This window comes from Opitutia bacterium (genome assembly GCA_016217545.1).
Lineage (GTDB): Bacteria > Verrucomicrobiota > Verrucomicrobiia > Opitutales > Opitutaceae > Didemnitutus.
Genome location: JACRHT010000017.1, coordinates 834,144 through 846,121, shown reverse-complemented (window position 1 = coordinate 846,121; position 11,978 = coordinate 834,144). Strand labels below are relative to the sequence as shown.

The 11,978-nt window shown below is 65.6% G+C and carries 12 protein-coding genes; 3 read left to right on the top strand and 9 right to left on the bottom strand.

Annotated features, from left to right (window positions below; all coding sequences use genetic code 11):
* Positions 1–22 precede the first annotated feature (22 nt).
* Positions 23–520 carry a DUF5069 domain-containing protein gene (locus HZA32_19480; GenBank protein ID MBI5426262.1) on the bottom strand — a complete coding sequence of 166 codons (498 nt, stop codon included), beginning with the start codon at positions 518–520 and terminating at the stop codon, positions 23–25.
* A 2-nt stretch (positions 521–522) separates the two neighbouring features.
* Positions 523–774, bottom strand: a complete 252-nt coding sequence (locus HZA32_19475; protein ID MBI5426261.1) for a zinc ribbon domain-containing protein — start codon at positions 772–774, stop codon at positions 523–525.
* Here HZA32_19475 and HZA32_19470 point away from each other — a divergent pair.
* Positions 773–1,222, top strand: coding sequence for a hypothetical protein (locus HZA32_19470; GenBank protein MBI5426260.1), 450 nt, complete (start codon positions 773–775; stop codon positions 1,220–1,222). The two genes, HZA32_19475 and HZA32_19470, sit on opposite strands and share 2 nt — an antisense overlap.
* Here the strand turns inward: HZA32_19470 and HZA32_19465 are convergent.
* From HZA32_19465 to gluQRS, 3 genes are all read right to left on the bottom strand, one after another.
* A complete protein-coding gene (locus tag HZA32_19465; protein ID MBI5426259.1) occupies positions 1,216–1,818 on the bottom strand; it encodes a hypothetical protein in 603 nt (200 codons plus the stop codon). The genes HZA32_19470 and HZA32_19465 overlap by 7 nt on opposite strands.
* Entirely contained in the window at positions 1,815–3,068 is a 1,254-nt protein-coding gene (locus HZA32_19460) for an AAA family ATPase (GenBank protein MBI5426258.1), read from the bottom strand. The genes HZA32_19465 and HZA32_19460 overlap by 4 nt, the downstream gene beginning before the upstream one ends.
* Positions 3,069–3,142: 74 nt before the next feature.
* The gene (gene gluQRS, locus HZA32_19455; protein MBI5426257.1) at positions 3,143–3,979 is read right to left on the bottom strand and encodes a tRNA glutamyl-Q(34) synthetase GluQRS; all 837 of its coding nucleotides are present in this window, start codon (positions 3,977–3,979) and stop codon (positions 3,143–3,145) included.
* A gap of 87 nt (positions 3,980–4,066) precedes the next feature.
* Here gluQRS and HZA32_19450 point away from each other — a divergent pair, with 87 nt between their 5' ends.
* Together HZA32_19450 and HZA32_19445 are read left to right on the top strand one after the other, a co-directional pair.
* Positions 4,067–4,645 (top strand): TIGR00730 family Rossman fold protein, encoded by a 579-nt coding sequence (locus tag HZA32_19450; protein ID MBI5426256.1) that lies wholly within the window; start codon positions 4,067–4,069, stop codon positions 4,643–4,645.
* A 4-nt stretch (positions 4,646–4,649) separates the two neighbouring features.
* Positions 4,650–5,198, top strand: coding sequence for an NUDIX hydrolase (locus HZA32_19445; protein MBI5426255.1), 549 nt, complete (start codon positions 4,650–4,652; stop codon positions 5,196–5,198).
* 69 nt (positions 5,199–5,267) lie between these two features.
* Here HZA32_19445 and HZA32_19440 read toward each other — a convergent pair whose 3' ends face one another.
* The 4 genes from HZA32_19440 to HZA32_19425 form a co-directional block, all read right to left on the bottom strand.
* Positions 5,268–7,814, bottom strand: a complete 2,547-nt coding sequence (locus HZA32_19440) for a BatD family protein (protein MBI5426254.1) — start codon at positions 7,812–7,814, stop codon at positions 5,268–5,270.
* Between the two features lie 95 nt (positions 7,815–7,909).
* Positions 7,910–9,760: a VWA domain-containing protein gene (locus HZA32_19435; GenBank protein ID MBI5426253.1), complete on the bottom strand. Its 1,851-nt coding sequence runs from the start codon at positions 9,758–9,760 to the stop codon at positions 7,910–7,912.
* Positions 9,757–10,848: a VWA domain-containing protein gene (locus HZA32_19430; GenBank protein ID MBI5426252.1), complete on the bottom strand. Its 1,092-nt coding sequence runs from the start codon at positions 10,846–10,848 to the stop codon at positions 9,757–9,759. Before HZA32_19430 ends, HZA32_19435 begins: the two co-directional genes overlap by 4 nt.
* A 112-nt stretch (positions 10,849–10,960) precedes the next feature.
* On the bottom strand, positions 10,961–11,902 hold the full coding sequence (locus tag HZA32_19425) for a DUF58 domain-containing protein (protein ID MBI5426251.1): 942 nt from the start codon (positions 11,900–11,902) through the stop codon (positions 10,961–10,963).
* Positions 11,903–11,978 lie beyond the last annotated feature (76 nt).

Below are 11,978 nucleotides of genomic sequence, written 5' to 3'. Positions count from 1 at the left end.
GTTTCCCCGATCCGGTATCGCGTCAGGGCCGGCCGCCGAAAGTCACGTAGTCGTCAAGTTCCAGCCAGTCGAACCACGTGGCGACGTCTTCGCGCTGCGGCGCGTTCTTGCGGTGGATATCGTTGAAGAATTCGCGGCCGTCCGGGTTCGTCGGCGTGAGTTGCTCGAACCAGCGCGACCACTCGGCGACTTCGCTCGGGTGCTTTTTCGCCGCGGCCTGCACGAAGGCGAGCAGTTCGCTGTCGCTCTTGCCGGTCTTGACCTCGGCGAACATCGCCTCGGGCGCGATGCCGGTGAAGGCCCAGAAGCGTTTGTCCATCGGGCAATCGAAATGGTAGTCGCCGTTCGTGCCGGCGATCTGCGCGCGGGCCTTGTCGATCAGGCGCGGCAAGTGCACGTAGCCGCCGAGGCGCGTGCGCGGGCTGCGGGGCGGATGGCGCGTGAGATCGGGCGCGGCGAAGGAGATGGCGTTGGCGGCGGCGCCGGCGGGCGCGGTGTAGGCGTTGTGGATGTTGGACATGGTCAGGAAACAGGCGGGATGCGCGGGCCGGCGTGGCAAGCGCAGCCGGGAGCGCAGGGCGTGGCGGACGCCGCGGGCGTCGACTTCTCGCTGACGCCCATGAGGCCGTAGCCACCGGAGATTACGCGGCGCACGCGCTGGCCGGATGCCGGGTCGCGCGTGAGCGGAGCGTCCTTCATGCTTTGGACGACTTCAAAACGACGCGGCGTATCGCCGGGCTGCTCGGGGATCGTTTCGTAGACGTAGGTGGCCATGGGACGCCTTTGGTTGAAATCCGAAACGCCCGCGATGCAAGCGCGCGGCTTCGGTCTCGACGCGGCCCGGGGCGCGGGGCAGTGGTTTTGGCCGATGAAGGCCTCCGCCGCCCTCGAAAAATACTACGTGCTGCCGTGCTGCCTGCTGCTGCTGAACCTCGCGAACGAGATCATCGCCTACAAGGCGAAGCTCATCGAGGACGGGCTGCTGCGCACGCTGTTCATCATGGGCACGGTGCTGTTCGGGGCGTCGGTCGTGGCATTCGCGATCGCGCCGGCGGTCGTGTGGTGCGTGCAATCGCTGCGGCGCACCAGCCGCTCGGCGGGCGGCGGCGTGGGCGAGCTGGCGTTCCTGGCCGTGCTCGGGGCGGCGATTTTCTGGCTCTATTACCGCAACTACCTCATCGGCACGGAGGCCATCCTGCCGGCGGCGTGGCGGAATTACTGAAGAAATTCGGGCAGGCGGAGCTGCGAAATTCGCTCTTCGAGCTGTTGAAGTTCCGGACAAAGCACTCGAATGCGTCTGTAACGACGGACTGCCTCGCGCATGAGTTCGTGGCGTCCTTCCGCCGGCAGATCGTAAACGCGGCGCTCTTTGGCGAACGGCTCGAAATAGGTCTCCTTCGGGTCGCATTCGGTGCGAATGGCATTCCAGTTTGGGCGGTTGAACCCGGCCAGCAGCCAGATTTCAAGTTCCTCAATAGCTTGAAAGGCGATGAAGTGGCACCTTGGGCCTAGTGTTCCCGATGCTTCCACCCTGCGCTCCAACTCGCGTAGTGCGTGCTCGCGATCACCACCGCGAGGGCGGTCGGGAGCGCAGCAATCGCGATCGACCAAAAGCAAGATCAAGTCAGCCATTCCAGAGCGGGTGGCGATTACCGGCAGCAACAGCTTCGTATCCATCGCTTGCTCGACGCTCCCCATTCGTTCTGGAACCGCAGCTACTCGCGCTCGCGTGCCGAGGTATTGGAACAGGGCTTGAAGCGTCAGTTCCGCGATGAAGCGATCTCGCGGGTAATCTTCCAACACGATCGAGACATTCACGATTGCGGAGGCTCTTCGTTCACGAACGAAATCTCGGAAGGCTGGCCCTCGGCAAAATATACGGCGTCTTCGAACCATCCGCTTTCGAACAATCGCGAGGCCTCCGACTTTTGGAGCGTGTCTTCGAGGTGAGGGATTTCTCGAAATGGCTTTAGGCGTGTGTCCGCTGAGGAGGGCAGGCGATAGGCCAAATAGGCATGTTCGCGGTGATTTCGTCCCAGCCATCCCAGCAGCGCCGGTGAATGGGTAGTCAATAACACCTGTGGCTTGCCGTCTGAAACCTGTTTTTGTAACAACTCGCTCACCAATTGCACGCGCGTCGGGTGCAGTCCGCTTTCGATTTCTTCGAAACAGAGCAGAGATGGAGCTTCGGGTGAAATGACGGACGCAAGAATGCCTAGAAAACGCACTGTTCCGTCGGAAGCACTCGAAAGTGGCACCTTCCGTCCACTAGCCTCTTCGAGAACGGCGAGAATCTTGCCGTCCGGATATTCCTCAAAGGTGAATCGGACCACGTCCATTGGCGTCAGAGCTTTGATCCATCCTGCCAAAACAATCTCCTTGTTCTGATCTTCGACCAAGTAGCGGAGGACGGAGCTGAGATTGTCGCCGGATTCATTGATCGTTTTCTCCCCTGGAACCGAGGGTTGCCGCATTGCGGCAGGGTTGAAATCGATGAAGCGGATGCTGGATAGCTGACTGCGAAGCCGCGTGATTGATCTAGCGACTCGGTTTGCGGCCCAGTCGTCGCGGATCGAAGTGGCTTCCGCCACTTGCGAGAGCATCGGCTGATGCGAGGGAAACGTAGCTCGTTGCCCTTTCCTGAAGTCACCGCCGGCGGGCAGGCGAACATCGAGGACCTTCATTCCTCGGTCTGCCGAGTATGTTTCAAAACGAAGGCTTCCGTTTTCGATCAGTTTTTCGGAAGCGATCAGGGGCCCCTTGTTGTCAACCGATACTTCCACCGAATAGTCGAACTGATCGACTACCGTTCGCAGGGTTAGGCTGTGCTGATCGAAGCGAACGGTTCCGGGCGCGCCGCCTCGTATGCCTGGCCAGCCGACACCACTCTTGCCGCCAAAAATCTCAGGCAGCGTAAGACCGCGGCCAACGGCATGAAGGAACTTGAGCGCGTCGCGCAGGTTGCTTTTCCCTGTCGCGTTGGCGCCAATGATCGTGGTGATCGGACCGAACTGCAGCTCCGCTTTCGGAAAGCTCTTAAAATTCGTCAGCGAGAGCGTGGTGAACATGCGCGGTAGCGTGGCAGATTTCCAAATCGGTGGAAGCCGAGATATCGTTTCACTTACGGTCGCGGAACTTTGCACTAGGCGGGCCAGCCGGCGCGGAGTTCCTCCGGCGTGCGGCCGGCGGCGCGCAGGGCGCGGAGCGAGAGCGCGTCGTGGCGTTTGGCGAGGCGCACGCCGGCTTCGTCGGTGACGAGCGGGCAATGGTGGAACGCGGGCGCGGCGTGGCCGAGGGCGCGGAAAAGCAGGAGCTGGCGGAACGTCGACTTGATCAAGTCGGCGCCGCGCACGACTTCCGTGATGCCGAGGTCGGCGTCGTCGACGGCGCAGGCGAGTTGGTAGCTCGGCGCGTCGTCCTTTCGCCAAACCAGGAAATCGCCGAAATCGCGGCCGGCGACCGCCTGTTGCGGACCGAAATGGCCGTCGACGAACGCGATCGTCTCGCCGTCGGGCACGCGGAAGCGCCAGTTCACCGTCACCGGGTCGGTGAGCGGCGGCAGCGGCGCGTCGGCGGGCGGGCGGAACTCGGGTGGGTAGAGCGGCTCGTCGGATTCGTCGCCCTCGTGCGGGGCGGTGGCGGCGGCGAGCACGTCCTTGCGCGAGCGGTGGCACGGATAGATGAAGCCGCCGGCGTGCAGCCGGGCGAGCGCGGCGCGGTAGATCGGGAGGCGCGCGCTCTGGGAGATCATCGGCTCGCGCCACGTGAGGCCAAACCAGGTGAGGTCTTCGCGCATGGCGGTGACGAATTCCGGGCGGCAGCGCGCGGTGTCGAGGTCGTCGTTGCGCAGAAGCAACTCGCCGCCGGCGGCGTGCGCGCGTTGGTGGGCGATCCAGAAGGTGCGCGCGTGCCCGAGGTGAAGGAAGCCCGTGGGCGAAGGGGCGAGGCGGCCGCGGTAGGTGGACGAAAGAGGAACCACTGATGGACACTAATGAACACTGATGAAGCTGCGCCGAGCCGGAAAATTAGTGCTGATTAGTGAGGATTAGTGGTTTCAAAGGAGCGGATGAAGTCCCTGTGCGTCTACTGTTCCTCGAGCGATCGGCTGGAGGCGAAGTATGTGTCGATGGCCGAGCAGGTCGGAGTCGAGATCGCCCGCCGCGGCTGGGCGCTCGTCTACGGTGGCGGCAAGACCGGCCTGATGGGCGCCGTGGCGCGCGGCACGAAGGGCGCGGGCGGTCGCGTGATCGGCGTCATCCCGGAGTTCATGAAAGCGCGCGAACTCGAATTCACCGAGGCGGACGAGCTGATTTCGGTGATCACGATGCGCGAGCGGAAGATGCTCATGGAGACGCGGGCCGATGCCTTCCTGGCGCTGCCGGGCGGCTGGGGCACGCTGGAGGAGTTGCTGGAAATCCTGACGCTTGCGCACCTCGAGGTGCTGCAAAAGCCCATCGTGATCTTCAACCAGGACGGCTACTACGACGACTTGCTGCGGATGTTCGACCGGATCGTGAGCGAGAATTTCATGCGCGAGACGATTCGCGGGAAATTTGCGGTCGCGAAATCGATCGAGGAGGTTTTCCCGCTAATCGACGGTTGGAAACACCAGCCGGGTGACGCGAAGTGGTATCAAACGCGCTGACGCCATGACGCTCGAGGATACGGTGGCGCTGCTGCGCCGGCACGAGGCGCGGGTGGAGGCCGGACATGAGGCGACGATGCTGGCGGAATATTTCCCGTTCATCGCGGCGCATCCGGATTGTTTGCTGCGGACGTGCCGCGACGGGCATCTCACGGCGTCCGCTTGGGTCGTGGATGTGGCGCGCTCGCGCGTGCTGCTGACGCATCATCGGAAACTCAATCTGTGGGTGCAGCTCGGCGGGCACGCGGACGGCGAGGCGGACTTGCTTACGGCGGCGTTGCGCGAGGTGCAGGAGGAATCCGGCCTGACGCGGGTGCGCGCAGTGTCGGCGGAGATTTTCGACGTGGACCGCCATCGCATCCCCGCACGCAAGACCGAGCCGGAGCACTGGCATTTCGATGTGCGTTTCCTGATCGAGGCGGACGGCAGCGAGCCTGTGGTCGTCAGCGACGAGTCGCACGATGTGGCCTGGGTGTCGCTGGCCGAGGCGACGCGGCTCAATCCCGAGGAGTCGATCGCGCGGATGGTGCGGAAGACGCGTGGGGCGGCTTGACCTCAAGACGCTCGAAAGTGTTGCCGACGACGTGCCTCCTCGAACGCGTTGAGGTCAACGCGTTCCACCTTAACGGTAGAGCGTGACGAGATCTTCCGTGCGCGCCCAGCCGGTTTGGCCGCCGGCGAAGTTCAGGCGGCTCCAGCCGAGGAAGGTCTTGTCGACGATGGCGATCGAACCGGCGGAGAGCGCGGTGGTTTTCTGCGTGTCGGCCTCGGTGGGCAGCGAGCGAAGCGTGGAGGCGCGCCAGACGAGGACGGCGTCGCGTTGCGCGAGCTGGCCGTAGGTGCGCAGGCTGAACGTGGCGGCGGCGGCGAGCAGGATGGCGAGCAGCACGACGGTGAGCGCGGTCGGGCGCGCCCAGTAGCCGACGCGGTGGTAGCCGTTCAAGAGGAGCAGGCAGAGCGCGGCGGCGATGAGCAGCGCGGCGGCGAGGACGGCGAGTTGCCATGTGCCGGGCGACGCGGCGCGGGCGAGGGCGTGGCGGCCTTCGCCGCGGGAGAACTCCACGAGCTCGGGCGGCGCCATGCCGGAACGTTGCAGGCCGAGCGCGAGATCGGCGCGTGTGTTCTCGTCCGAGGGAGCGAGGAGGAATGCGGCGGTCCAGTGCGCGGTGGCTTCGGCCCAGCGGTCTTGTTGCGCGAGGGCGAGGCCGAGGTTGTGGCGGAGCGTCCAGTCGCGCGGATCGGCGGAGACTGATTTGCGCCACGCGCTTTCGGCGGCGGTGAAGCGACCGGCCTTGTAGTCGGCCGGCGCATCGGCGCGGGCGACGTTCGGAGCGAAGACGACCACGAGCGCGAAGAGGAACGGCAACAGGTGCCGCGGGGCGAACAGTGAGAGCACGGGCCAGCCGGGGATGCGCACGGCTTGGAGGGCGCCTTCGGCGCGGAGCGGCCAGTCCTGCGGCAGCGCTCCGTCGCGGCTGTGTTGGGCGCGGTCGGCTTCGTTCCAGAGTGCGCTCCAGGCGCCGGCGGCATCCTTGGCGCGGGCGGCGATGGTTTCCTGGACGAGCGGGGCACCGGGTGCGGCGTGCGGGATTTCCCAGAGGGCGGCGGTGTGGAGCTGCCAGAGGCGGAGCTGGGTGTTGCGCGCGTTGCTGTCGGGTCCGACGGTGCGCATGCGGTCGAGCACGCCGGCGAGGGCGGCGAGGGAGTCGCGGCGGCGGCGCTGCGGGTCGAGCGCGCGCGAACGCTGCGCGGCGAGCGTGAGCCAGAGCAACAGAGGACAGAGGACGGAGGACAGAAGACCGAGGATGACGAGGCGATCGGTCGGCATCGGGGCGACGCCGTGACGCGATTCGAGCAGCGGATCGCGCGGGAGGTTCTCGGGCGGCGTCGGCGCGACGGGATCGGGGAGCTTCAGCGTCGGGGCGGCGTTGTTGGCGGGCGGGTTGAGCGAGAATTGCACGGGGCCGTTCGCTTGCGGTGCGACGGGCGTGGCGGCGGCGGGGCCGACGGTGATCGTGACCGGTTCGGTGGTGATCGTCTTGTAGGAACTCGTCGCGGTGTCGAAGTAGGTGAATTTGACGGAGCCGAGCTTGTAGGTGCCGGGCTTGTTGGGGACGAGGACGACGTCTTCGCTGAGTGAACCTTCGAAGAGCGCGTTGTCCTTCATCGTGCGCTTGGACTTGGGCTGCACGACGGAGAAGTCGCTGGAGACTTCGCGTTGCGGCAGGCCGGCGATGTCGGGCCAGTTGCCGAGCCCGGTGAGTTCGAGCGTCCAGGTGACGGGCTCGCCGACGGCGGGCGCGGTGGGCACGACTTTGGAGACGAGGGCAAAGGTGCCGACGGCGCCGGAGAAATCGCCCGGGCCGGCGGGGAGCGGCTTGATGGTCAGCTCGAGCGGGTCGGTGGCGAGGACGCGTTGCTCGACGGATTGCTGGGCGAAGAGCCCGAAGCCGACGGTGCCGACGTTGAGGTTGACGAGCTGTTGCGCGGGCTTGATCGTGAAGGTGCCGGGCTGTTTCGCGTAGCCGCGCGTGGTCTGCGTGACGAGGAAGCGGCGTTCGCCACGGAGCATCGTCTCGCTCGGCTCGGGCTTGGACCAGTCCTCGACGACGAGCGGCGTGGGTTGCCAGTCGATGTTGGAGGCGGGCGAGTGGAAGTAGCGTTTGATGACGCTGAGTTCGTAGGCGATCGGAAAGACCTCGCCGGCCCAGAAGGTGTTTTTCGGGATGTTGAGTTTGGCGGAGGAGATGTCGGTGACGGACAAGCCGCTGCTGCCGACGGTGGCGTCGCCGACGGAGTAGGTGGCGGGGGCGACGCGGAGCGCGCCCTTGTCGGTCTGGATGGTGAACGCGGGGATCGTGATCGTGGAGCGCTTCGAGGGGCGAACGGGGTAGGTGAGCGTGAAGCGGCGCGAGACCTTGAAGTTGATCATCTGCGTCTCGCTGCTTTGCGAGGGACGGCCGAAGGTCAGGCCGTCGACTTGCGGCACCGGCGGCGCGCCGTCGGGTTCGCATTCCTCGAACACGAGGGAGAGTTCGCTGACCTGGTTGTAGCCGAGCTGGCCGGCGCCGGGTTCCCAGCGCACGGTCTGGGCGCGAAGGGTCGTGCCGGCGATGAGCGCGACGACGAGCGAGGCGAAGAAAAGCAGGAAAGTGAAGCGCGAGGCCACGGGGGTGGGAGCGGGAGGGCGGGCGATGGTGGGTCGGGTCGCCTGCAAGCAGGCTCCTACATGGCGAGAGGCGGCGAGTATGGAAAGCGGGCGCATTACCAGTCCTTGCCTTTCTTCGGCGCTTTTTGCGGCTGACCTTGCATGAGCTGTTGGAGCTTGGCGGGCGAATCCTGATTGCGGACCTGTTCGAGCTTCTGGAGCGGCATGGCGAGGTCGGGATCGAGCGGGACTTCCATTTTCTTTTCCTTCTGGCCGCCGACTTTCTGGGTCTGCGGCTGCGGGGGCTGTTGTGGAGGTTGTTTTTCGTCGTCGGTTTTCGGCGGCTCTTTCTGGTCCTTCATGTCGCCGAAGGCGTCCTGTTGCTGCTTCTGCTGCTCCTGTTGCTTTTGCTGGTCGGAATTCTGTTGGTCCTGCTGCTGTTGCTGCTGCTGGTCCTGTTTCTGTTGATCTTGGTTCTGCTGATTCTGCTGTTGGTTTTTTTGATCCTGCTTCTGCTGCTGGTCTTGTTTCTGGTCCTGCTTTTTGTCTTCCGGCGGTTTCTCCAACAGTTGTTCGAGTTCCTTGCGCAGGCGTGGCCAGTCGGCGGCCTTGGCGTCGGCTTTCTCGCCGAGGTCGACGGCGGCGAGCGCGTCCTTGACGACGCCTTCGGGCGGACGTTGCTGGCCGGACTTCATGCGTTCGCCGTAGGTGAGGGTCGTTTGCGCGAGGTCAGCGCAATCCTTCGCGGCGAGCGCGCTCTTGTCGGCGAGGCGAGCGACGGTGGTGGTGAGCGGCTTGGAGAGGGTGTCGGACTCGCCGCCTTCGGCGGCGAGAGCTGAGGGTTGAGAGCTGAGAGCTGAGAGCCAGAAGATGGCAGCCAAGGTCGCGACGCGGGCAGCGGTGCCTTGGGCGCTCCGCGTTCCGCGATCGGCATTTCGCGCTTTTCCGCCCAGCGGCAGCGCGCGCTCGCGGGGGCGCACGGGGAACTCGGCCCAGAAGCTGATGAAGAGCAGCAGCAGGCCGGGCGCGAGGAACCACTGGAAGCGCTCGATCTTGCGCGCGGTGTTTTTCTCGGAGAACTCGCCCTTCCTGCCGGCTTCGACGGTTTTCTTGAGCAGCGACGGCATGTCGATCCACGCGCTGGCGTCGGCGTAAGCGCCGCCGGTGGATTGCGCGAGGTCTTGCAGCGTGGAGCTGTTGAGACGCGAAAGCACGACGGCGCCGCGGTCGTCCTTTACGAAACCGCCGCTGCCGTCGGGGATGAAGGAGCCTTGCGTGGTGCCGACGCCGAGACCGATCACGCGGATGCCCTTCGTCTTGAGCTGTTCGCCGAGTTCCTTCCAGCCGTCCTCGGTGCTTTCACCGTCGGAGAGGATGATGAGGTAGCGGTCGGCGGTCGACGTGCCGAAGGCCTGCATCGAGGTTTCGAGCATGGCTTTGTAGTTCGAGCCGCCCTCGGGGAGGAAATCGGGTTTCAGCGCCGGCAGAAACTCCCGCAAGATCTCGTAGTCGGCGCTCAACGGGCTCTGGAGAAACGCGGTGCCGGCGAACAGCACGAGGCCGACGCGCTCGCCCTTCAGGCCGTCGAGGAGCGAAGTGATGAGGAGCTTCGAGCGGTCGAGGCGCGAGGGCTTCACGTCCTGCGCCAGCATCGAGCGCGAGAGGTCGACGGCGATGAGCACTTCGCGCGACTGGTCGAAGACTTTTTCCTCGATCACGCCCCACTGCGGGCGGGCGAGCGCGATGATGCACAGCGCGAGGCCGAACCACAGCCAGAGGCGCGGGCGCGTCTCGGCGGTGGTGTGGCGCGTGCCGAGCGAGACATCGAACGAGCCGGCCCAAGCGCGTGCGACCTTCGGCAGATCGGCGGCGGCGGTGGTGGCGCGACGCGCGAGCTCCCATGAGAAGAGCAACAGCAGCGGAAGCAGCAGCCAAAGAAGGTGCGGTGAGTGGAAATCGGGAATCATGCGCTCTTTCGAGGTAGGGCCGGACCGCTGGGCCGGCCGATATCCCGCGGCGCGCCCAGCGGTCGCGCCCTACCTCTCGGCAGTTGCGGTGGGAGGGCGACTAGGGCGCCGAGGAAGAGGAGCACGGCGCCGGGACTGGCGAACCACGCGAACAGCTCGGTCGTGATCAGGTAGGACTTGGCCTGAAATTCGATCTTCTGGGCGGCGTCGATCGCGGCGAAGGCTTTCTCGATCGTGTCGGAATCGGCGGCGCGGAAGAACTTGCCGCCGGTGGCGTCGGCCATGGCGCGGAGCTGGCCTTCGTCGAGGTCAGAGATGGCGCGGCGGTAGCCGATCTTGTTGCCGTTGTCGTCGAAGACCGGCATCGGCACGAGGCCGTCGCGGCCGGCGCCGACGGTATAGAGGGGAACGTTGCGGGACTTCGCGATCTCGGTCGCCTGCTCGGGCGTGAGCAGGCCGCGGTTGTTGGCGCCGTCGGTGAGGAGGACGACGAACGCTCCTTTGCGTTTGTTGCCCTCTTCGCGTCCGGCTTGTTCGAGTCGCGTCAGCGCGACGCCGAGGCCGTCGCCGATGGCGGTGCCGTCCTCGATCAGGCCGATCTTCAGGCGCTCGATTTGGCGCGCGAGCCAGTCGTGGTCGAAGGTGAGTGGCGCGAGCGTGTAGGCGCGGCCGGAGAACACGACGAGCCCGATGCGGTCGCTGGTGCGCTGGGTGATGAAGGCTTGGATGACGGGCTTGATCGCCTGCAGGCGGTTGATGCGGTCGCCGCCGCGCTCGTAATCCTCCGCGAGCATCGAGCCGGAGAGGTCGATCGCGAGCATGAGGTCGTAGCCTTGCTGCTTCACCTCGCGCTTGTCCTCGACGATTTGCGGACGGGCGAGGGCGACGATGAGCAACACGAGCCCCGTCAGCGCGAGAGCCGCAGGCCAGCGCGAGGTCGGGATGAACGTCGGTCGATGCCACGCGCCCGCGAACGGCACGACGAGCACCGGCGCGCCGCGACGGCCGCGGACCCAGATCAGCAGCGGCAGCATAAGCAGCGCGGCGAGCCACCAAGGATCGGCGAAGGTGTAGTTCGTGATCGTCATTCGACGAAGTGCGAAGGGCCAGGTGACAAGGGCCAGGAGCTGCGAAGCATGCGGTGCATCGGTGAGCGGGTTCTTGTTACTTGGTCCTTGTCACGGGCTGCTTTTCGCCGCGCTAACGGCGATTTCCCGCGGCCATGCGGGCGTGGAAAAAGCGGACGAGTGCGTCGAGGCGATCCTCGCCCGTGCCGACGACGAGGCGGCTGAGCGGATTCGGGAAGAGATCGCGGAAAGCTTGCTCGCGCTGGTCGACCCAGAGCTGGTGCGCCGCGCGTTGCGCGGAGGAGGCGCCGTTGAGGTTCACGAGGCGGCCGGTGGTCGGGTCGTAGGCGGTGAGCACGCGGCCGTGCGGCAGCTCGCGGTCCCACGGGTCGTCGACGCGGAAGCCCATCGTCTGATAGCGGCGCGAGAGCACGCTCCACCCTTCCGGATAGGCGCGCGGCGCGAAATCGCCGAGCCAGATCAGGATCGAGTGGCGCGGAGCGGCGTGGGCCAGCAGGCGCCACGGGATGAAATCGGCGGAGGGTTGAGAGTTGAGGGCTGAGAGTTGAGGGCTCTCGAGCGACGGCGCATCGCGTCCGAGCAGCTGGGCGGCGAGATGGAGAATCTGGCCGCGGCCGCGGACGGGTTCCTTGAGCGTGTAGCCTTCGGGCGAGGCGTGGAGGAAGCCGACGCGGTCGCGGTTGACGGCGCCGAGCAGCATGACGAGGCCGGCGAGTTCGAGCAGCGCCTCGCGTTTGGATTTTTCGCCGGAGCCGAATTGCAGGCTGACGCTGTCCTCGAGCACGAGCAGCAGCGTGACTTCGCGTTCCTCGATGAATTTCTTGCGGTAGGGTTCGCCGAGGCGCGCGGTGACGTTCCAGTCGATGTCGCGGATGTCGTCGCCGAAGGTGTATTTGACGACCTGGTCGAACTCCATGCCGCGGCCGCGGAAGGCCGAGCGATACTCGCCGCTGAGCACGTTCTCGACCGCATGGCGCACCTTCCACTCCAGCTGGCGCAGCAGCGCGAGCTGGGAGGTGACGACGGACGTGTGCTCTGTGATCGGGTTGGGCATTTACTCGTTCTTCGTTCTCGTTCTCTTTCCTCGTTCTCTCGGGTGGTGCGCGGGGAGAACGATTACGAGAACGAGA